Source organism: Micromonospora sp. II (assembly GCF_001709195.1).
Lineage (GTDB): Bacteria > Actinomycetota > Actinomycetes > Mycobacteriales > Micromonosporaceae > Micromonospora > Micromonospora chalcea.
In genome coordinates this window covers 258,566-279,264 of sequence record NZ_LYXF01000057.1, presented here as the reverse complement: position 1 = coordinate 279,264, position 20,699 = coordinate 258,566, and the positions used below count along the sequence as shown (strand labels likewise).

Annotated in this window: 19 protein-coding genes; 10 read left to right on the top strand and 9 right to left on the bottom strand. The window is 73.5% G+C overall.

Translation table 11 applies throughout. The features are described 5' to 3' along the window. Positions 1 to 229: 229 nt before the first annotated feature. On the top strand, positions 230 to 1,192 hold the full coding sequence (locus A8711_RS24580; protein WP_043325553.1) for a TIGR03557 family F420-dependent LLM class oxidoreductase: 963 nt from the start codon (positions 230 to 232) through the stop codon (positions 1,190 to 1,192). 230 nt (positions 1,193 to 1,422) lie between these two features. Here the strand turns inward: A8711_RS24580 and A8711_RS24575 are convergent, their stop codons facing one another. The 7 genes from A8711_RS24575 to A8711_RS24545 all read right to left on the bottom strand — a co-directional run bounded on the left by A8711_RS24575 (position 1,423) and on the right by A8711_RS24545 (position 7,201). After that, complete coding sequence (locus A8711_RS24575) at positions 1,423 to 2,220, bottom strand: endonuclease/exonuclease/phosphatase family protein (RefSeq protein ID WP_069089425.1); 798 nt, start codon at positions 2,218 to 2,220, stop codon at positions 1,423 to 1,425. 4 nt (positions 2,221 to 2,224) lie between these two features. Beyond that, on the bottom strand, positions 2,225 to 3,715 hold the full coding sequence (locus A8711_RS24570) for a phosphatase PAP2 family protein (RefSeq protein ID WP_069089424.1): 1,491 nt from the start codon (positions 3,713 to 3,715) through the stop codon (positions 2,225 to 2,227). Positions 3,716 to 3,792: 77 nt separating this feature from the next. Continuing rightward, positions 3,793 to 4,794 carry a YihY/virulence factor BrkB family protein gene (locus A8711_RS24565; protein WP_043325557.1) on the bottom strand — a complete coding sequence of 334 codons (1,002 nt, stop codon included), beginning with the start codon at positions 4,792 to 4,794 and terminating at the stop codon, positions 3,793 to 3,795. Continuing rightward, positions 4,787 to 5,794: a diacylglycerol kinase family protein gene (locus tag A8711_RS24560; protein ID WP_043325560.1), complete on the bottom strand. Its 1,008-nt coding sequence runs from the start codon at positions 5,792 to 5,794 to the stop codon at positions 4,787 to 4,789. The genes A8711_RS24565 and A8711_RS24560 overlap by 8 nt, the downstream gene beginning before the upstream one ends. A gap of 91 nt (positions 5,795 to 5,885) precedes the next feature. Further along, positions 5,886 to 6,461 carry a Clp protease N-terminal domain-containing protein gene (locus tag A8711_RS24555; protein WP_064447209.1) on the bottom strand — a complete coding sequence of 192 codons (576 nt, stop codon included), beginning with the start codon at positions 6,459 to 6,461 and terminating at the stop codon, positions 5,886 to 5,888. Continuing rightward, positions 6,461 to 6,697: an HTH domain-containing protein gene (locus tag A8711_RS24550; RefSeq protein WP_064447208.1), complete on the bottom strand. Its 237-nt coding sequence runs from the start codon at positions 6,695 to 6,697 to the stop codon at positions 6,461 to 6,463. The genes A8711_RS24555 and A8711_RS24550 overlap by 1 nt, the downstream gene beginning before the upstream one ends. A 78-nt stretch (positions 6,698 to 6,775) precedes the next feature. Beyond that, a complete protein-coding gene (locus A8711_RS24545) occupies positions 6,776 to 7,201 on the bottom strand; it encodes a helix-turn-helix domain-containing protein (RefSeq protein ID WP_069089423.1) in 426 nt (141 codons plus the stop codon). A 141-nt stretch (positions 7,202 to 7,342) separates the two neighbouring features. Here A8711_RS24545 and A8711_RS24540 point away from each other — a divergent pair, with 141 nt between their 5' ends. The 6 genes from A8711_RS24540 to A8711_RS24515 all read left to right on the top strand — a co-directional run bounded on the left by A8711_RS24540 (position 7,343) and on the right by A8711_RS24515 (position 13,585). Then, the gene (locus A8711_RS24540; RefSeq protein ID WP_069089422.1) at positions 7,343 to 7,831 is read left to right on the top strand and encodes an SRPBCC domain-containing protein; all 489 of its coding nucleotides are present in this window, start codon (positions 7,343 to 7,345) and stop codon (positions 7,829 to 7,831) included. After that, complete coding sequence (locus A8711_RS24535; RefSeq protein WP_069089421.1) at positions 7,828 to 8,391, top strand: NADPH-dependent FMN reductase; 564 nt, start codon at positions 7,828 to 7,830, stop codon at positions 8,389 to 8,391. The genes A8711_RS24540 and A8711_RS24535 overlap by 4 nt, the downstream gene beginning before the upstream one ends. A gap of 88 nt (positions 8,392 to 8,479) precedes the next feature. Next, the gene (locus A8711_RS24530; RefSeq protein ID WP_043325565.1) at positions 8,480 to 9,280 is read left to right on the top strand and encodes a PP2C family serine/threonine-protein phosphatase; all 801 of its coding nucleotides are present in this window, start codon (positions 8,480 to 8,482) and stop codon (positions 9,278 to 9,280) included. A gap of 83 nt (positions 9,281 to 9,363) precedes the next feature. Then, positions 9,364 to 10,194: a universal stress protein gene (locus A8711_RS24525; protein ID WP_064447207.1), complete on the top strand. Its 831-nt coding sequence runs from the start codon at positions 9,364 to 9,366 to the stop codon at positions 10,192 to 10,194. A 128-nt stretch (positions 10,195 to 10,322) separates the two neighbouring features. Beyond that, positions 10,323 to 12,725: a phosphoketolase gene (locus A8711_RS24520; protein WP_069089420.1), complete on the top strand. Its 2,403-nt coding sequence runs from the start codon at positions 10,323 to 10,325 to the stop codon at positions 12,723 to 12,725. Continuing rightward, complete coding sequence (locus tag A8711_RS24515) at positions 12,722 to 13,585, top strand: universal stress protein (RefSeq protein ID WP_043325569.1); 864 nt, start codon at positions 12,722 to 12,724, stop codon at positions 13,583 to 13,585. The genes A8711_RS24520 and A8711_RS24515 overlap by 4 nt, the downstream gene beginning before the upstream one ends. Before the next feature lie 6 nt (positions 13,586 to 13,591). On the opposite strand, the gene A8711_RS24510 is transcribed toward A8711_RS24515, so the two are convergent. Further along, positions 13,592 to 15,940, bottom strand: coding sequence for a heavy metal translocating P-type ATPase (locus A8711_RS24510; protein ID WP_069089419.1), 2,349 nt, complete (start codon positions 15,938 to 15,940; stop codon positions 13,592 to 13,594). A gap of 91 nt (positions 15,941 to 16,031) precedes the next feature. On the opposite strand from A8711_RS24510, the gene A8711_RS24505 reads away from it, so the two are divergent. Then, positions 16,032 to 17,069: a nitroreductase gene (locus A8711_RS24505; protein ID WP_255365683.1), complete on the top strand. Its 1,038-nt coding sequence runs from the start codon at positions 16,032 to 16,034 to the stop codon at positions 17,067 to 17,069. Positions 17,070 to 17,162: 93 nt separating this feature from the next. Continuing rightward, on the top strand, positions 17,163 to 18,830 hold the full coding sequence (locus tag A8711_RS24500; RefSeq protein WP_176722880.1) for a GAF domain-containing sensor histidine kinase: 1,668 nt from the start codon (positions 17,163 to 17,165) through the stop codon (positions 18,828 to 18,830). 7 nt (positions 18,831 to 18,837) lie between these two features. On the opposite strand, the gene A8711_RS24495 is transcribed toward A8711_RS24500, so the two are convergent. After that, complete coding sequence (locus tag A8711_RS24495) at positions 18,838 to 19,476, bottom strand: response regulator transcription factor (RefSeq protein ID WP_013284884.1); 639 nt, start codon at positions 19,474 to 19,476, stop codon at positions 18,838 to 18,840. A gap of 186 nt (positions 19,477 to 19,662) precedes the next feature. Between A8711_RS24495 and A8711_RS24490 the strand changes: the two genes are divergently transcribed. Further along, the gene (locus A8711_RS24490; protein ID WP_064447202.1) at positions 19,663 to 20,637 is read left to right on the top strand and encodes a hypothetical protein; all 975 of its coding nucleotides are present in this window, start codon (positions 19,663 to 19,665) and stop codon (positions 20,635 to 20,637) included. The last annotated feature ends 62 nt before the right edge of the window (positions 20,638 to 20,699 follow it).

Here is a 20,699-nt window from a genome sequence, read left to right as displayed (position 1 = left end):
GGCGACTGAGCCCGGTAGCCGCCGCCCGGTTCCCGAACGGACGCAGGCATCAGCGTAGGACGATGGAAGGCGTGAGGCAACCGGTTAAGCAGGATCGGCCGGGAGGCGACACCGCTTGGCGCGCCGCATGAACTGAACCGGTTAAGAGACGAATGCGAAAGCGGACAGCAGGGTTGACCCGCGCCGGGCGGGGTATCCGGGGACGATCCGCCCGGGAAGGAGACGTGCCATGGTCAACGTCGGTTACACCCTCATGTGCGAGCAGGCCGGCCCGAAGGAACTCGTCGACCACGCCGTACGCGCCGAGGCCGCCGGCTTCGACCACCTGGTCATGTCCGACCACTACTACCCCTGGCTGGAGTCCCAGGGCCACTCCCCGTACGCCTGGTCGGTGCTCGGCGCGGTCGCGCACGCCACCAGCCGGGCCGAGCTGATGTCGTTCGTGACCTGCCCGATCCGGCGGTACCACCCGGCCGTGGTGGCGCAGAAGGCCAGCACCATCGGGGTGCTCTCGGACGGCCGCTTCACGCTGGGCCTCGGCGCCGGGGAGAACCTCAACGAGCACGTGGTGGGCGGATGGCCGCACGTGCAGCAGCGGCACGAGATGTTCGAGGAGGCGTTGCAGATCATCCGGCCGCTGCTCAACGGCGAGACGCTGACGTTCTCCGGCAACCACTTCGACGTGCCCGACGCGTACGTCTGGGACCGCCCGGACCGGCCGGTGCCGATGGCGGTGGCCGCGTCCGGGCGACAGTCGGCCACGCTTGCCGCCGAGTACGCCGACGCGATGATCGCCACCGACCCGCTGTCGCACCTGATCGACATGTACGAGGAGGCCGGTGGCGCGGGCCGCCCCCGCTACGGGCAGGTGGCCATCTGCTACGGCCCGGACGAGGACGAGTGCCGCAAGATCGTGCACGACCAGTTCCGCTGGTTCGGCCTGGGCTGGAAGGTCAACGCCGACCTGCCCGGCCCGGAGTCGTTCGAGGCGGCCACCCGGTTCGTCCGGGAGGAGGACGTGGCCGAGGGCATCTCCTGCGGCCCGGACACCGACCGGCACGTCGAGGCGTTCAAGAAGTTCGTCGAGGCGGGCTTCACCCACGTCGCGCTGGTCCAGGTGGGCGGCGACACCCAGCCGATGTTCCTCGACTGGGCCCAGGAGGAGCTGCTGCCCCGGCTGCGGGAGCTGTGACCGCTGAGGAGTTGACGCCATGCGTATCGGGAACACCGAGATCCGGCCCGCCGGGGGCGGGCTCGGCTGCCTGCTGATGATCCTCTTCTCGATCGTCGCCTCGGTGGTGCTCACCGTGCTGCTCAACCTGGTCCTGTAGAACCCGGCCCGGCGCGCTCGGCGGCGACACCAGAACGGGGTGGCTGCGCCGGTCGCACCACGTATGCCTTCGGTCTGGGCTGGCGCGTTGTTCAGCCGGCCGTGAGGTCCACCTCGGCCAGCACCGGATAGTGGTCCGACGCCGAGTCGGCGTCACCGTCGCGGACCACCCGCACCGCGCGTACCCGGTCGGCCAGCGCCGGGGTGGCGAGCAGATAGTCCAGCCGCATCCCGGCGAACTCGGCGCCGCCGTGCCGGGTCGGCACGGTCCGGCCGCCGGGCTCGTCGCCGCCGGAGCGCGGCCACAGGTCCACCAGCCCGGCGTCGAGCAGCCGGGCCACCGCGCGGGTGTCCACGGTACGGCCGTCGCGGCGCAGGTGCCGCCGCCGGTACGGAGTGGCCAGCCCGGCCAGCCGGGCGGTGTGGTCGACGGTGGGCTCCAGCGTGTTCAGGTCCCCGGCCAGCAGCGCCAGCTCTCCCCCGGTCCGCCGCAGCGCGGCGGCGAGCCAGTCCGCCTCCATCCGCCGCCGCCCACCCGAGTAGGGGTACAGGTGCGTGCTCAGCACGGTCAGCGGTCCCGCGCCGGTGGCGACCTGCACCCGGGCGGCGGCGTGGTGGAACGGGCGGCGGACCCGGCCTGCGCGCAGCACCCGCAGCGGCGAGCGGACCAGCACCGCCACCGGCTGGCCGAGACAGGACCGGGCCAGGTACGCCGCCATCCCGAGCCGGTCGGCCAGGCCGCCCAGCGTGGCGTCCATGCCGCGCAGCTCCTGCAACGCCAGCACGTCGGGGCGCTGCGCGGTGACGACCGAGACGATCCGGTCCCGGCGGTCGGCGCCGCCCGCGTCCCGCCCGCCGGTCCGGATGTTCCAGGTCATCACCCGCAGCATCGGCTCAGTCCGGCCGCGCGGCCTTGGCCAGCTCGTCGTCCAGCTCGTCGACCTGTTCGGACTCGATCGCCGGCTGGTTGCCCTCGTGCACGTCGGCGTTCGGCTTGATCACCCAGTACAGCAGCGACAGCCAGAGCGCGCCGAGCAGGATCGCGCCCATGAAGTCGGTCGGGTGGTGCATGCCCCGGTACATCCGGGAGGTGGCCACGCCGACCGGCATCAGCACGGCCATGYCCACGAACAGCCACCGCCACCACCTGTCGGTACGCGGGAACACGATGACCGCCATGGCCGCCCAGAGGCAGATGGTGGCCGCGATGTGCCCGGACGGGAAGGACGAGGTGGGCATCTGCCCGTCCAGGTTCTCCACCGGCGGCCGGGGCCGGTCCACCACCCGGGCGCTGGCCAGGAAGAGGCTCAGCTCGCCGAACATCGCCAGCACCACGTACAGCACCGGCCGCCAGCGCCGCCACACGGCCAGCACGATCGGGCAGAACACCAGCGACACCAGCAGGATGGCGTGGGTGTCGCCGAACTTGCTCCACCACCAGCTCAGGTCGGTGAGCGCGTCGGTGTGCCGCTCGGCGAACCAGCGCGGCACCTTCGTGTCGAGCGTGTCGAAGAACGTGCCCTTGGCGTGGTAGCTGACGAACATGCCGAACGCGTAGAGCGCGCCGAAGACGAGCACCCAGCCGACCAGCAGCTCGGCCACCGCGGAGCGGGGGTGCTCCAGCACCTTCTCCTCGTCCGGCGCGAGCGCCAGCTCGTCGCCCGCCTCCGGTTCCAGGCCCTCGCGCAGCGGCGGCACCGGCCGGCCGCGCTCGCGCCGCCACAACCGGAAGGCGTACGCGGTGACGCCCAGCCAGGCCGCGCCGAGCAGCCAGCCGCCGATCACGTCGGACACGAAGTGCACGCCCAGCGCGATCCGGGTCAGCCCGACCAGGAAGACCAGCACGGCGGCGACGGCGATGGCGGGCTTGCGCCAGCGCGGCGACATGGCCGGCAGGAACACCAGCAGCAGCGCCCCGTACGCGACGAACGAGCCGAGCGCGTGCCCGCTGGGGAAGCTGTTGCCGGGGGCGTCGGCGATCGGCACGTCCACCACCGGGCGCAGCCGGCCGACGAGCGCCTTGAGCGACGGGTCGAGGATCAGCCCGCCCACGCCGGTGACGATCAGGTAGACCGCCAGCCGGGACTGGCGGCGGATCAGCAGACCCACCACCGCGATGGTGACCAGCCAGATCAGCACCGGCCGGCCGCCCAGGTCGGTGATCGCCTGGAGCACCGTGACCAGCGGGCCGTGCGGCGCCACCAGGCCGTTGAACCACTCGGCCGCCGCATGATCGGCGTCGCGCAGCGGGCTCCAGCGGAACCGGACGAGCATCAGGAGCAGCCCGAACCCGACTCCCGCACCGGCCACGGCGAGCAGGCCCGCCAGACTCCGCTCGGCGAAATGGCCCAGCGGCCGGCGCCCGGCTTCCTTGACCGCGGTCACACCGCACCTCCCTCGTTCCTCTGCGAGGCGCGCTGTACCCGATCGGCGTGTCCCGTACACGCCGGACCGGCGCGGCGTCAGAGCGAGGTCATCTCACCGGTGTCGAACAGGTCCTCGCGGTGCGCCTCCGGCTGCCACAGATCCGGCTGGGCCGGCTCCTCCACGCCGATGCGCATCGCCTCCAGCTGGGCGGCGAAGGCCAGCCCGCCGAAGAGCGCCATGCCGGTGAGGTTGGCCCAGAGCAACAGCGCCATCATGCCGGTCAACGCGCCGTAGGTCTGGCCGAATCCGCCGCTGTACTTCACGTAGGCGGCCAGCAGCAGGCTGGCCAGCCACCAGATCGCGATGGCGATGGCCGCGCCGAAGACGAGCCAGGACAGGCCGGGCTGGCGGCGGCGCGGCGCGTGCCGGAACAGCACCGCCACGGCGATCACCGTCAGGCCGAGGCTCAGCGGCCAGCGGATCACGTCCCATCCGGCCATCGCGGCGTCGCCCCACTCGTAGTGCCGCCGTACCGACTCGCCCATCGCCCGGCCGCCGACCAGGATGAGGAAGCCGGCCAGCGCGGGTACGCCGGCGACCACCGCGAGGACCGTGGCGCGCAGGTACTTGGCCAGCGCCGGACGGTCCCGCTCGACGCCGTAGATCCGGTTCGCGCCCCGCTCGATCTGCGCCATCGTGGTGGTCAGCGCGACCAGCCCGGTGAGCAGGCCGAGGGTCAGCGCCAGCTCGCCGGCGTCCTCGCTGCGCTCGCTGTCGGTCAGCAGGTCCTGCACCATCGCCTCGCTCTGGCCGGGCGTGATGGCCAGTACGGTGTCCGCGACGACCTTGCCGCCCTCGTCCACCCCCAGGTCGGTGATCAGGCCGGTGAGCGCGATCAGGAACGGCACCACCGCCAGGCAGAGCTGCAACCCCAGCGCCCGGGAGTGGCTGAATCCGTCGCCGTAGCGGAACCGGACGAACGCGTCCCGCAGCAGGCACCAGCCGCCGTGCCGGCGCAGCGTGTGCCAGGCGTCGTCGGCGGATAGCTCGTTCTCGGTCATCAACCGGGTCTCGGGGACCAGCTTGGTGCTACTCACGGCGGGCCTCCTCGACCAGGTGCTCGCCGCGCTCGCCGACCGCGTCGGCGTCCACCGCCAGGTCGGGGTGCTCCTCGGGGCGCGGTACGCAGAGCCAGAGCGACTCGGGGCGGATGGTGGCCTTCAGCGAGCGGCCCGGCTCGATCAGGTCGCCGTCGAGCTGCCGGGGCTGCGCCCGGGTGCTGGTGATCTCGACCGAGCGGGCCCGGAACACCTCCATCCGGGGCACGCTGTCGCGGCGGCGCAGCACCGCCCAGCCCATGGCGAGCCAGTGACGCAGCGCGCGCGGTGTCAGCACCGCCACGTCGAGCCAGCCGTCGTCCGGCTCGGCGTCGGTGAGCAGGCGTACCCCGCCCTGCAGGCGCCCGACGTTGGCGACCAGGACCGACCGGGCCCGGCGGCGCAGCGGCGGGCGGCCGTCGATGCGCACCGAGACCCGCATCGGCCGGTCGCGCAGGTGGCGGGCGGCGCCCATCAGGTACGCCGGCCAGCCGATCCGCTTCTTGGTGGTCTCGGAGGTGGAGTCGAGCATCTGGGCGTCGAAGCCCATCCCGGCCATCACCGCGAAGCACTGGTCGCCGACCACGCCGACGTCGAGGCGGCGCATCCCGCGTTCGACGGCGACCTGGAGCCCGGCGGCCAGGTCGTTCGAGAGGCCGAGGTTGGCGGCGAGGAGGTTTCCGGTGCCCTGGGGCAGCACCGCCAGCGCCACGTCGGTGCCGGCCAGCGCGGTCACGCACGCCATCACCGTGCCGTCGCCGCCGCAGGCGAAGACGACCTCCGCGCCCGCCTTCACCGCCTGTTCCGTCTGCCCGCGGCCCGGGTCCTCGACTGTCGTCTCGTACCAGGTCGGGGCCGGCCAGCCGGCGGCGGCGAGCGCGCCCTCCACGGTCCGGCGGAACTCGTCCAGGTCGGCCACCTTGACCGGGTTGACCACCACTGCCGAGCGCGGGGTGCGGTTCTCCGCGTTCACCGGGCGCTTGTCGTCTGCACCGTCCACGGCGTCAGTGTGCAGGACACGGGGCGTGACGGCGACCCGGCGCAGCGGGACGTTGCGATGACCGCAAACAGGTTTGAAAACCGGGTACGGGTCAGGCGGCCTCGCGCAGCGCCGTGTCGATGCGGCGTCGCAGGTCGTCGATGTCCACCCCGGCCTCGGTGAGCACCGCGGCGGCCAGGCCGTCGCCCTCGCGCAGCAGGCCGAGCAGGATGTGTTCGGTGCCGATGTGCCGGTGGCGCAGCCGCAGCGCCTCGCGCAGCGACAGCTCCAGCACCTTCTTGGCGCGGGGCGAGAACGTGCCGTGGTGCGTCCCGCGACGCCACCACCGGCGCGGGCGCGGGGTCGCCTCACGCAGCGCGTCCGGGCCGAAGGACTCCTCGATCCGGGCCACTATCGCGGCGAGGTCGATGCCGATCTCGCGCAGTGCCGCGGCGTCCGCCGCGCCGAGCCCGTCCACGCCCTGCGCGGTGTGGCGGGCCACCGCGGCGCGCAGGGCGTCGGCCTCGACGCCACCGGCCGCGAGCAGCCGTACCGCCAGGTTGTCGCGGTCGGCGAGCACGCCCAGCAGCAGGTGCTCGGTGCCGACCGGCCGCCGTCCCTCGGTGCGGGCCTCGTCGAGCGCGTGGTGCACCACGGCACGGGCCCGGTCGGTGAATCGTTCGAACATCACGCCTCCCAGCTGTCGCGTACCGCCGGTCGCCCGGCGTGCTTCTTGTGGACCGCCTGCCGGCTGACCTCGAGGGCGTCGGCGATCTCCTGCCAGGACCAGCCCTGTCGCCGGGCGTTGTCCACCTGGATCACCTCCAGCCGCTCCAGCAGCCGGCGCAGGGCGAGCACGGCACGCAGGCCGATCTTGGGGTCGGTGCTGCCGGCCGCCGCCGCGAGTTCCGTCGCCTGACTCATGCTGTCAATTTAGGTTGACAAGCACCCGCGTGTCAACCCCGGTTGACACGCGGCCCGGCACGCCGCCCCGGGGCGGGACTATGCCCGGGGCGGGGTGGTTTTGTTCGCGGTGGACGTCCGGTCGAACTCGTCACGGTTGCGGACGATGTCGCTCTGGTGATCACGAACCCAGTGCACGAGTCCACTCACGGCCTCACCCAGTGAGCGGCCGAGCGGCGTCAGGGCATACACGACCCTCGGAGGCACTTCCGGGTACGCGGTCCTGGTCACCAGCCCGTCGCGGTTGAGGGCGCGCAGCGTCTGGCCGAGCATCCGCTGGGAGACGCCGGCGACCTGCTCGTGCAGCGCGGTGAAGCGCAGCGGGCCGGACGCCAGGGCCGTGATAGTCAGCAGCGTCCACTTGTCGCCCACCCGCGCCAGCACGTCACGGACGAGCTCGATCGTCTGAACGCAGTCCGGCGCGACCCCGCGCTGCGCAAGTTCGGCACCAAGGAGGCTTGCCATGCTCTTCCGTTCCTCGCGCGTCAGTAACTGACTTCAAAGTGCGTATCGGGCGGCCGGACTAAATCCGTTGGACGCATGTTTCTTACTAATCGTAACTGGCGTGCGGTCACCCATTCGTGGCCGTGACAGCGGGAGGACGGCATGGTCCGGCACGACACGTTCACGATCACGCGGCACCTCGACGGGCCGCCGGGCGAGGTCTTCACCGCCTTCGCCGACACCACGATCAGGCGCCGATGGTTCCGGCTTCCCGGCAGCGGAGCCTCGTACGAGCACGACTTCCGGGTGGGTGGTGGCGAGACGGCACGCAGCACCTTCACCGTGCCGGACACGGCACCCGAGCGACTGGAATACCGGTCGCGGTACATCGACATCGCGGACGCGCGCCGGATCGTCTACGGCTACGAGGCCGTCGTCGACGACGAACTGCGATGGACCTCGCTGGTCACCATCCGGCTCGGCGCCGAGACGACCGGAACCCGCCTGGAGTGGACCGAACAGGTGACTTTTCTCAGATACACGGGGGACGGCAGTTCCGACCTCGCGCACCTGCGCGGCGCCAGCGTGCTGCGGCTGAACGGACTGGACGCCGCCCTGCAATTCGAATCGACGAGAACGGATCACTCATGACGAACATCGGGATCATCCTCGGCAGCACCCGCCCCGGCCGGGTCGGTCACCAGGTGGCCGAGTGGGTGGCGAAGCACGGCAGCCGGCACGAGGGCGTCGACGTCGAGGTGGTGGACGTCAAGGACTACAACCTGCCGGTCTTCGACGAGCCGCAGTCACCGCTACTCGGCTCCTACACCCACCCTCACACGTGGCACTGGAGCAAGAAGATCGCCGAGTTCGACGGATACGTCTTCGTCACTCCGGAGTACAACCGATCGATTCCCTCGGCGCTGAAAAACGCCATCGACTACCTCTACGGCGAGTGGAACAACAAGGCGGCCGGATTCGTCTCCTACGGCAGCAACGTCGGCGGCGCCCGCGCGGTGGAACACCTACGCCTCATCACGGCAGGTCTTCAGCTGGCAGGCGTACGCACCCAGGTCAGCCTGTCACTCGCCACCGACTTCGCGGCATTCACCACGTTCACTCCTGGCGACCGCCACGACACCATGCTCCGCCAGCTCTTCACCGAGGTGGCCGTCTGGGCCGACGCGCTCGCGCCACTGCGCCGGCCCTGACCGCGCAGGCCGCTCACGACCACCGCCAGTACCAAAATGCGCCCTGAAGATTCCACACCCCGGCCCGTCCCGGTGTTAGGTTCCGCTGGTGTTCCGCCGCCGTCCGCTGGACCGGCCGGTCGAGCCCGCGCGCCGGCTCACCGCCGGCCGCCTCACCCTGGAGATCGCCGGGGGCAGCGTCGTCGGGCACCGCTACCCGGAGAACTACGACGTGCTGCACGTCGACCCGGAGCTGCCGCTGGCGGTGGTCTGCGACGGCATGGGCGACGGCGAGGGCAGCCGGATCGCCGGCACCACCGCCGCCGAGACGTTCGTGGCGCGGGTCCGCGCCGACTGGCCCGCCGTCGGCCCCACCGGGCTGCGCGCCGCCGTCGCCGAGACCCAACGGCGGGTACGCCAGGCCGGAGCGGCGCAGCCCGGCCTGACCGGATGCACGCTCACCGCGCTCGTCGTCCAGCCCGACGGCGACCAGGGCTGGCTGGTCCAGCTCGGCGACTCGCGGGCGTACCGGCTGCGCGACGGGCTGCTGGAGCTGGTGACGGTCGACCACACCATGGCCTGGCTGGGTCTGCTGCACGGCTGGTGGCCGCCGGACTCGCCGGAGGCGGCCCGGGCCCGCTACCAGCTGCTGCGCTACGTCGGACACCCGGACCGGCCCGAGCCGGACCTGCTCGCCGTGCCGCTGCGCCGGGGCGACACCTGGCTGCTGTGCACCGACGGGGTCAGCGACCAGCTCGGCTACCACCGGCTGCGCGACCTGCTCGCCGCCCGGCGCGACCCGGCGCGCACCGCCGAGGCCCTGCTCGCCGCCAGCCTCGACGAGGGCGGCGAGGACAACGCCACAGTCGTCGTGCTGCGCGTCCACCCCGCCCTGCCCGCCCCGCGCTGACCGCCGGTTTCCGCCGACCCGGTCCGGCGCACCCGGTCCCGCGACTACGGTGAGTAAAAAGCGGGGTCGGGAGGTGAGCCGGGGTGGCCGCACCCAGCCACGGTTCGGTGGTCGTCGGCGTGGGCCGGTCGGCGGAGGATCTGGCGGTGGTCCGCACCGCCGCCGCCGAGGCCGCCGCCCACCACCGGCCGCTGCATCTGCTGCACGCGTTCAACTGGGCCGCGACGCCCGGGCCCGCCCCGGCGGGCGGCAGCCGCACGGACGCGGAGAACCTGCTGGAGGCCGCCGGGCAGGCAGCCTCCGAGTGCGCGCCGGAGGTGCCGGTCAGCGGCGAGATCGTCGAGGGCTCACCCGTCGAGGCGTTGTTGCGGGCCGCCGACACCGCGTTCCTGATCGCGCTCGGTGACGGCGGCATGTCGACCCGCCCGCACTCGGTACCCACCGACACGCCGGCCGTGGAGGTGGCCGCCCGGGCGGGCTGCCCGGTGCTTGTCGGCCGCGCCGAGCCGGCCCCGCCCGGACCGTTGGTCGTCGGCTTCGACGGGTCGGCCAGCTCCCGCGCCGCACTCGGATACGCCTTCGACTGCGCGGAGAGCCGCGGCGCCCGCCTGCTCGCCGTCCGGGTGATCGAGCCCGGGTGCGGCGACGGCGACGACGGGCTGCTGGAGGAGGCGGTGAACCGGCACGCCGTCCGGCACCCCCGGGTCACCACCGACTGCCTCACCGTCCACGGTGAGCCGACATCCGTCCTGCTCGACCGGTCCCGCGCGGCGCAGCTCGCAGTCGTCGCCGCCCGCGGCGACGGGCCGGTACGGTCGACTCTGGGCGCGGTCAGCCAGTCCCTGCTCTACCATTCGCCGGCCCCGCTGATCGTCGTACGGGGACTCGACACGGGCGCCGGGGACGGATCGTGACGCCCACCCGAGGCGGGACCTACGGCCCTGACCGGCGGCCCCGGACCGGGGCGAAGCTGAACCCGCCGGGGAAGAAGACGTGGTCCCCGAGTGGCAGCAGATCCCGAGCCACGAGAGGCTAAGGCAGCATGGACACCGCGGTGAACCTGCACAGCCCCCTGACCGAGGACGAGTTGCGCCGGCTGGACGCCTACTGGCGGGCGGCGAACTACCTGACCGTCGGCCAGATCTACCTGCTCGACAATCCGCTGCTGCGCGAACCGCTCAGACCCGAGCACGTCAAGCCGCGCCTGCTGGGCCACTGGGGCACCAGCCCCGGGCTCAACCTGCTCTACACGCACCTCAACCGGGTCATCGTCGACCGGGACCTGTCCGCCATCTTCGTCACCGGTCCCGGCCACGGCGGCCCGGCGCTGGTCGCGAACACCTGGCTGGAGGGCACCTACAGCGAGCTGTACCACCACATCCCCCGCGACGAGACCGGCATGCAGCGGCTGTTCCGCCAGTTCTCCTTCCCGGGCGGGATCCCGAGCCACGTGGCGCCGGAGGTGCCGGGTTCGATCCACGAGGGCGGCGAGCTGGGGTACGCGCTGAGCCACGCGTACGGCGCCGCGTTCGACAACCCGGACCTGCTGGTGGCCTGCGTGATCGGCGACGGCGAGGCGGAGACCGGCCCGCTGGCCGGGAGCTGGCTGTCGAACGTGTTCCTCAACCCGGCCCGCGACGGCGCGGTGCTGCCGATCCTGCACCTCAACGGCTACAAGATCGCCAACCCGACCGTGCTGGACCGGATCCCCCGTGCGGATCTGCGCGAGATGATGCGCGGCTTCGGCTACCAGCCGTACGTGGTGGAGGGCGACGACCCGGCGACAGTGCACCAGTCGCTCGCCGCCACGCTGGACCGGGCGGTCGACGAGATCGGCGAGATCCAGCGCCGCGCCCGCTCCGGTGAGCGCGTGGAACGCCCGCGCTGGCCGATGATCGTCCTGCGTACGCCGAAGGGCTGGACCGGGCCGTCCCGGGTCGACGGCAAGCAGGTCGAGGGCACGTTCCGCGCCCACCAGGTGCCGATCTCCGGCGTCCGGGACAACCCGGAGCACCTGGCCGAGCTGGAGCGCTGGCTGCGCAGCTACCGCCCGGAGGAGCTGTTCGACGCCACCGGCGGCCCGGTCGCCGAGGTGGCCGACCTGCCGCCGACCGGTGACCGCCGGATGAGCGCGAACCCGGTGGCCAACGGCGGCCGGCTGCTGCGTAACCTGGAGCTGCCCGACTTCCGCGACTACGCGGTAGACGTGCCGACGCCGGGCGAGCCGATGGCCGGCGCGACCGGTGTGCTCGGCCCCTGGGTCCGCGACGTGATCGCGCGTAACCCGGAGACGTTCCGCCTGTTCGGCCCGGACGAGGTCGCCTCGAACCGGCTCGGCGCGGCGTTCGAGGTGACCGGCCGCGCGTTCATCGGCGCGGAGGTGCCCGGTGACGACCATCTCTCCCCCGACGGCCGGGTGATGGAGGTGCTCTCCGAGCACCTGTGCCAGGGCTGGCTGGAGGGCTACCTGCTGACCGGCCGGCACGGCATCTTCACCAGCTACGAGGCGTTCATCCACATCGTCGACTCGATGGTCAACCAGCACGCCAAGTGGCTGAAGGTGACCCGGGGTATCCCGTGGCGGGAGCCGGTGGCCTCGCTGAACTACCTGCTGTCCAGCCACGTGTGGCGGCAGGACCACAACGGCTTCTCGCACCAGGACCCGGGCTTCATCGACCACGTGATGAACAAGAAGGCCGAGGTGGTCCGCGTCTACCTGCCGCCGGACGGCAACACGCTGCTGTCCACCATGGACCACTGTCTGCGCAGCCGGCAGTACATCAACGTGGTGGTGGCCGGCAAGCAGCCCGCACCGAACTGGCTGACCATGGACGAGGCGATCCAGCACTGCCGCCGCGGCCTGGGCATCTGGGACTGGGCCAGCACCGACGACGGCGTCGAGCCGGACGTGGTGCTCGCCTGCGCCGGCGACGTGCCGACGCTGGAGACGCTCGCCGCTGTCGACCTGCTGCGCCGGCACCTGCCGGACCTGAAGGTGCGGGTGGTCAACGTGGTCGACCTGATGCGCCTGCAACCGCCGTCGGAGCACCCGCACGGTCTGCCGGACAACGAGTTCGACACCATCTTCACCCGCGACAAGCCGGTGATCTTCGCCTACCACGGCTACCCGTGGCTGATCCACCGGCTCACCTACCGCCGGACCAACCACGAGAACCTGCACGTACGCGGCTACAAGGAGGAGGGCACCACCACGACGCCGTTCGACATGGTGATGCTCAACGACCTGGACCGCTTCCACCTGGTCATCGACGTGATCGACCGGGTACCGGGGCTGCGGTCGCGGGCCGCGCACCTGCGTCAGGACATGGTGGACGCCCGCCAGTCCTGCCGCGACTACACCCGGCGCTACGGCGAGGACGACCCCCGCGTCGCCGAGTGGCGCTGGGTCCGCGAGAACGATCCGGCGGTAAGGAGTGGCGAATGAACGAGGAGATCCTCGTCGGCTACGACGGCTCCCCTGACGCGGCTGTCGCCCTGAACTGGGCGCTGGACGAGGCGGGCCGCTCGGGCCGGCCGGTGCGGCTGGCGTACGTCTTCGAGTGGTTGACGGTGACCGGCTGGATCGGTCCCGGGGTGGCCCCGGGGGTGTGGCCGGACGAGGCCGCCCGCCGGCAGGTCGAGGAACTGGTCCGCAAGGCGGCGGCGGACGCCGCCGCCGACCGGCCCGGCCTCACCGTGCACGGCGAGGTGTTCGACGGCCCGCCCGCGCTGGTGCTGCAGGAACGGTCCGCCGAGGCCGGGATGCTGGTGCTCGGCAGCCGGGGCCACGGCGGCTTCGGCGGGCTGCTCGCCGGCTCCACAGCGGTCTCGGTGACAGCGCACGCCCACTGCCCGGTGGTGGTGGTCCGCGACGGTCAGGCCGCCACGTCCGGGCCGGTGGTGGTCGGCTCGGACGGCTCGGAGACGGCGCTGCGGGCGCTCGGCTTCGCCGTCGAGCGGGCCGCCCAGCGGGACGTGCCGCTGCGGGTGCTGCGGGCCTGGGAGCCGCCCGGCGACAGGTGGGTGCCGCCGGGCTTCGACCCGGAGGAGACCGCCGCCGCCGAGCGGGCCGCCGCCGAGGCGGAGCTGGCCACCTGGCGGGAGAGCTTCCCCGACGTGCCGATGGAGGTCGAGGCCGTTCCCGGCAGCCCGTCGGCGCTGCTGGTGGAGGCGAGCCGGTCGGCGCAGCTCGTGGTGGTCGGCAGCCGGGGCCGCGGCGGGTTGCGCGGCATGCTGCTCGGCTCGGTCAGCCAGCAGCTCATCCAGCACTCGCACTGCCCGGTCGCCGTGGTACGCGAGCGCTGACCACCCTCAGCGGCCGGACGCGGTGGAGCCCTCCTCCGGGTTGAGCGAGAAGTAGTCCTCCTCCTCCTGCGCCAGGTGCAGGCGCAACACCGCGTCCAGGCCGTAGAGCGCGGCGAGCAAATCGGGCACCTCGTCACGGCGCAGCCGCCCGTCCGGCTGCGCCGTGAGATGCCCGCCGATCCGCTCCACCAGCCGCACGATCTCCACGTGCGCCCGGCTCATCGTGGAGGTCGCCTCGTCGCTGCCGAGCGGCCCGGCCAGCGCCGGGTACAGCTGCCGGTCCTCGGCCGCCTCGTGCGGCAGCACCTCGTCGACCAGACGCCGGTGCACCTCCCGCAGCGCCGGCAGGCACGCCGGGTCGTCCGGTCGGGTCGCCACCATGTCGGCGGTGTCCCGCAGCCGGGCCAGCACGTCCCGGATGCCACCGTGCTCGCCCGCGTACCTGTCGATCAGCTCCGCCGTGTGCGGGGGCAGGTCCCGCCGCCGCAGGCCACCGCCGAGCGCGCGCAGCGCATTGAGGATCACCAGGACGTCGATGCCCTCCTGCAGGAACGCGCCGGCCACCGGGGGCAGCCGGCCCGCGGCCGCCACCAGCATCGCCAGCACCGCCAGGCCCATCCCGACGGTGGCGCTCTGCACCGCGATGCGGCGGGCGTACCGGGCGATCTCGACCGCGTCCGCGAGCCGGTCCAGGCGGTCCACGGTGAGCACCGCGTCGGCCACGTCGGCCGAGGCGGTCGCCCCGGTCGCGCCCATCGCCACCCCGACGTGCGCCTCGGCCAGCGCGGGCGCGTCGTTCACGCCGTCGCCGACCATCACTGTCACCGCGTGCGCCGACTCCTCGCGTACCCGCTCGGCCTTCTCCTGCGGCGAGCAGCGCGCGATCACGTCGTCCACGCCCACGATCTGCGCCACCTGGCGGGCCGTGCCCGGACGGTCGCCGGTCACCATGACCAGCCGGGTCAGGCCCGCCTCGCGCAGCCGCCGCACGGTCCGCCGGGCGTCCGGGCGCACCGGGTCCTCCAGCAGGATCGCGCCCAGCGGGCCGTGGTCGTCGCTGACCCAGACCGCGGAGCGCCCGGCCCGTTCGGCGCGCTCACCGAGCCGGCCCACCCACTCCGGCGGCTCACCCGCGAACTGCCCGACGTGCACCGTCCGCCCGTCGACGCGCCCGCTCACGCCGTGCCCCGGCTCCTCGGTGACATCGGTCGGCTCGGCCAGCGCCAGCCCGCGCTCGCGGGCCTGCCGGACCAGCGCGGCGGCCAGCACGTGCGGGGAGAGCTGCTCGACCGAGGCGGCCAGCCGCAGCACCTCGTCCCGGTCGCCGCCCGGCGCCACCACCACCTCGGCCGCCCGGGGCCGCCCGGCGGTGAGCGTCCCGGTCTTGTCCAGCAGCAGCGTACGAGCGCGGCCGAGCTGCTCCAGCGAGCCACCGTCACGCACCAGCACGCCGCGCCGGGCCACCCGGGACAGGCCGGACACCACGGCGATCGGGGTCGCCAGCAGCAGCGGGCACGGGGTGGCCACCACGAGCACCGCCACCGCCCTGGTGAACTCGCCGGACAGCAGCCATGCCAGCCCCGCCAGCACCAGCGTGAACGGCACGAACGCGGCGGCGTACCGGTCGGCGAGCCGTACCATCGGCGCCTTGCGGGCGGTGGCCTCCCCGGCCAGGCGGACGATGCCGGCGTAGGTGCTCTCCGCCGCGTTGCGGCGGGCCCGCAGCCCGAACCCGGCGCCCGCGTTGACCACGCCGCTGGCGACCTCGTCGCCCGCCGCGCGGGTGACCAGCTGCGACTCGCCGGTGACCACCGACTCGTCGAGCGTGGCCGCCTCCTCGACCACACCGTCGACAGGCACCACGTCGCCCGGCCCGACCACGAGGCGGTCCCCCACCTCGACGCGGTCCAGCGGCACCACCTCGATCCCGCCGTCCGGGGTCCGCCGCCGCGCCTGCCGGGGCGCGCGTTCCAGCAGCGCCCGCAGGTCACGGGTGGCGCGGCGCTGGGCGTACTCCTCCAGCGCCCGCCCGGTCGCGACCATCACCGCGATCACGGCGCCGGCCAGGAACTCCCGCACCAGCAGCGCGCCGAGCAGCGCCAGCACCGCGATGACGTCCACGCCGAACTGCCGCAGCCAGAGCTGGCGCAGCGTGGTCCAGGCGGCCGGGACGAGCGCGACCACCGTGACCGCCGCCCAGACCAGCCGGGCGGCGTCGTGCGCGCCCACGAACCACAGCGCCGCCCCGGCCAGCACGGCCGCGGTGAGCAGCACCAGCGGCGCCCACTCGGCCCACGCCCACCGCCGGGCACGGGCCGGCTGCTCGGGTACGCACTCGCGTGGTTCGCTTCCCACGTGTGGATCGTCTCAGCCGGACGTGGGGCGGGCGGGCCGACACGGGTAATCCGGGGGATGGAACGGCGTCCCCACCCGGGCGTGGGGCACGATGGGGAAAACAGGAAAGGTCGTGACGATGAGCCACGAGACGCCGGCCGGCGATCGCCCGTTGACCACCGCGCTCGCGGAGGCCGCCGGAATGGCCGGCCACGCTCCCTCGGTGCACAACACGCAGCCGTGGCACTGGACTGTCCTGCCCGACGCGCTGGAGCTGCGGGTGGTACGCGAACGGCACCTCAGCGCCATGGACCCGGAGGGTCACCTGCTGGTGGTGAGCTGCGGCGCCGCGCTGCACCACGCCCGGGTGGCGCTGGCCGCCGAGGGCTGGACCCCGGTGGTGGAGCGGCTGCCCGACCCGGCCGAACCCGACCTGCTGGCCCGGATCACCACCCTGAAGCACACCGGCGCCGACCCCGACGCCATGCGCGTCGTGCAGTGCATGCAGGTGCGGCACACCGACCGGCGGCCGGTCAGCGACGAGCCGATCCCCACCGCCGCGCTCGACGACATCGAGCGGGCGGCCACGCTGGAAGGCGTGAACCTGCAACTGCTCGACGACACCCAGAAGATCCAGCTCGCCGGCGCCGCCCAGCAGGCCGCCGCCGTCGAGGCCGACAGCCCGGAGCTGCGCGAGGAACTGGCGTACTGGACCAGCCGGGCCGGCACCGGCACCGGGCTGCCGCCGGAGGTGCTGCCCGACCAGGCCCCGCAGACGACCGTTCCGGCCCGCGACTTCGGCCGCGCCGGCTCGCTGCCGATCGGGCCCGGCCACGACAAGACCGCCGTGTACGGGATCCTCTGGGGCGCCGACGACGAGCTGATGAGCTGGCTGCGCGCCGGTGAGGCGCTTTCCGCCGCCTGGCTCACCGCCACCCGGCACGGGGTGTCGCTGGTGCCGCTGTCCGGCGTGGTGGAGGTCGAAGGCACCCGCGAGGTGCTACGGCAGATGCTCGCCGGCCTGGGGTTCCCGTACATCAGCATGCGGCTGGGTGTGGCCGACCCGAACCACGCCGGCCCGCCGCACACCCCCCGGCTGGACGTCACCCAGACCGTCGACACCTCGGCAGTCCGCGACCGGCTCACCTGACCGGTCTCGATCAGGGCGGCCGCCGGGCGATACCATCGCCCGGTGGCCGCCGCACCCCAGCCCCAGCACGAGCACGTCGCGCCGTCGCTCGGGCTGACCCCGCTGTCCCGCGTCCGCCTGGACGAACTGCTCCAGGAGATGCTCGACCGCGTCGGCGAGGTGGTGACCAGCCGGGAGCGGCTCCGGGCGCTGCTGGACGCCGTCGTCGGCATCGGTTCCGACCTCGACCTGCGCAGCACGCTGCAGCGGATCGTGCAGTCGGCGTGCGAACTGGCCGGCGCCCGCTACGGCGCGCTGGGCGTGATCGGCCCCGACCGGATGCTGCACGACTTCATCGTCCACGGCATCAGCCCCGAGCTGCACGCGAAGATCGGCGAGCTGCCGCACGGCCGCGGCGTGCTGGGCCTGCTCATCGACGAGCCGAAGCCGGTACGCATGCCGGACATCACCAAGCACCCCAACTCGTACGGCTTCCCGCCGCACCACCCGCCGATGCACAGCTTCCTCGGCGTGCCGGTGCGCATCCGTGACCACGTCTGGGGCAATCTCTACCTGGCCGAGAAGCAGGGCGCCGCCGAGTTCACCGAGGACGACGAGGAGATCGTGGTGGCGCTCGCCGCCGCGGCCGGCGTGGCGATCGAGAACGCCCGCCTCTACGCGCTGGCGCACCGGCGCGAACGCTGGCTCGCCGCCGCCGCCGAGATCACCTCGGTGCTGCTCGGCGAGGTACGCCGCACCGACGCGCTGACCCTGGTGGCCCGCCGCGCCCGCGAGGTCGCCGAGGCCGAGCTGGCGCTGGTGCTGCTCTACGACGAGGACGAGGCGCAGTTCACCGTCGAGGTGGTCGACGGCGCCGACCCGGTCACCCGGGAACTGGTCGGCGCGGTGCTGCCGGCCGCCGAGACCAGCTTCGCCGCGTCCGCCACGTCGGGCCGGCACGACCAGGTGGAGAACCTGGCCGCCGCGGCGCCCTGGCCCCGGCCCGTGGTCGCCGGCCCGGCAGTGGTCTCCCCCCTCGCCGCCGCCGACACGCTGCACGGCGTCCTGGTGATCGGCTACCGGCCCGACCACGGCCCCGCCGCCGACGACGACCTCGCGCTGCTGGCCAGCTTCGCCGGGCAGGCCGCGCTGGCCATGGAACGGGCCCGCGGGCAGGAGGAGCGGGAACTGCTGGTGGTCCTGGAGGACCGCGAACGCATCGCCCGCGACCTGCACGACGTGGTGATCCAGCGGCTGTTCGCCACCGGCCTGCAACTGCAGAGCGGCGCGATGAACGCCCGCCCCGAGGCCGCCAAGCGGATCAACCAGGCGGTCGACGACCTGGACGCCACCATCCGCGACATCCGCCGCACCATCTTCGAGCTGCGTACCCCGATGAGCGCGGCGCTGCGCACCGAGATCCGCGAGGCCATCGAAGTGGCCGCCGAGTCGCTCGGCTACCGGCCCGACCTGGAACTGGTCGGCCCGATCGACAGCGCCGTCCCGGACGAGCTGCGCGGAGAACTCACCGCCGTGCTGCGCGAGGCGCTGTCCAACGCGGTACGCCACGCGCAGGCCGACCGGGTGTCGGTGCGCGTACGCGTCGACTCCGGCCGGGTCGAGATCACCGTCACCGACGACGGGATCGGCTGCGACCCGGAGGCGGCCCGCAGCGGTCTGGTCAACCTGCGGGAGCGGGCCGAGCGGCTGGGCGGCGAGTTCTCGCTGCGCCGGGCCGAGCCGCGCGGCACCGAGGTGCGCTGGAGCGTCCCGCTCGGCTGAGGCGGCGTCAGGTGTTCTTGCCGAGCAGCCGGGTCGCCAGCACCGCCGCCTGGGTGCGCCGCTCCAGACCGAGCTTCGCCAGCACGCTGGAGACGTAGTTCTTCACCGTCTTCTCGGCCAGGAACATCTTCCCGGCGATCTCCCGGTTGGTGAGCCCCTCCGCCACGTACTCCAGGATCCGCCGCTCCTGCTCGGTGAGCGACTTCAGCTCCCGGGGCTGCTCCACGCCGCTGCGGATGCGCTCCAGCACGCGGGTGGTGATCGCCGGGTCGAGCAGGGACTGCCCGGCCGCCACCCGGCGGACCGCGTCCACCAGGTCGGTGCCGCGGATCTGCTTGAGCACGTACCCGGCGGCGCCCGCCATGATCGCCGCGAACAGCGCCTCGTCGTCCTCGTACGAGGTGAGGATCAACCCCTTGATCGAGGAGTCCACGGCGCGGACGTCCCGGCACACGTCGATGCCGTTGCCGTCGGGCAGCCGGGCGTCGAGGATCGCCACGTCGGGGCGCAGCGCGGGGATGCGGCGCGCCGCCTCCTGGGCCAGGCCGGACTCGCCGACCACCTCGATGTCGCCGCTGCTCTGCAGCAGGTCGGCAAGGCCACGACGGACGACCTCGTGGTCGTCGAGCAGGAACACCCGGATCATCAGTCCTTTCTACCCGCTTTCCCGCGTCAGTAGCACGGGTCGAAAGTCCCGTCCTGCACGCGCCGGCCGGGACCGACGGCCGGGCCCAGGTGGGGACCTCCGGCCCTGCTCACCGCGCCGCCCGCTGACGCACCGTAGTGGTGTACCGGACGGGGGAGCCGGCGCCGCACGAGAGGAAGCACCACCATGACGACCGAATACACCACCGCGGACCTGCGGGCCGCGGTCGCCGACGCGGTCCGGGCGCCGTCGCTGCACAACACCCAGCCGTGGCGGTTCCGGGTGGTCGACGGCGGCATCGAGGTGTCCGTCGACCCGCTGCGCGGCCTGCCCGCCACCGACCCGACCGGCTGGGGCGCGCGCATGGCGGCCGGCGCGGCGCTGTTCAACCTGCGGCTCGCGCTCGCCGTGGCGGGCACCCCGGCCACGGTGCGGCTGCGCCCGTACCCCTCCGACCCGGACGTCGTGGCCCGGCTCGTGCCGGACGTGCCGCGCCGCCCCACCCCGACCGAGCAGAGCCTGTACGGGGCGATCAACCGCCGGTTCAGCAACCGCGCGCCGTTCTGGCCGGACCCGGTGCCGGCCGAGGCCCGCTGGCGGCTCGGCGAGGCGGCCCGGGCCGAGCAGTGCTGGCTGGAGCTGGTGATCGGCACCAGCGCGGTGAACGCGGTCGCCGAGGTCGCCCGCAGCGCCCACCGGGTGCTGGAACGCGACCCCGCGTACGTGGCCGAGCGGGCCGAGTGGATCCGCTCCGAGCCGGCCCCGGACGGCGTGCCCTCCGGCGCCGGCGGACCGCAGAGCGAGCCGCAGGACCTGCTTCCCCAGCGCGGTTTCGGCGGCCGCAACCGCGCCCCCGGCCGCGACTTCGAGCCGGAGCCGCTCGTCGCGGTGCTCGGCTCGGCCGGCAACACCTCCGCCGACCAGATCCTCGCCGGGCAGGCGTTGCAGCGGGTGCTGCTCACCGCCACCGACGCCGGGCTCAGCGCGTCGATGCTGTCCCAGCCGATCGAGGTGCCGGCCGCCCGGGAGGCGCTGCGGATGTCGCTGGGCCGGTTCGGCACCCCGCAGATGGTGATGCGGATCGGGTACGGCCAGCCGGGCCGCGCCACCCCGCGTCGCCCGGTCGAGGAAGTGCTCGACCTGCCGGTCGTGCCGGCCTGACCCGAACCCCTCCGCGGGTCAGGCCGGCCGCACGGCCCTTGTGCCGGCTCCGGGCTCCGGCG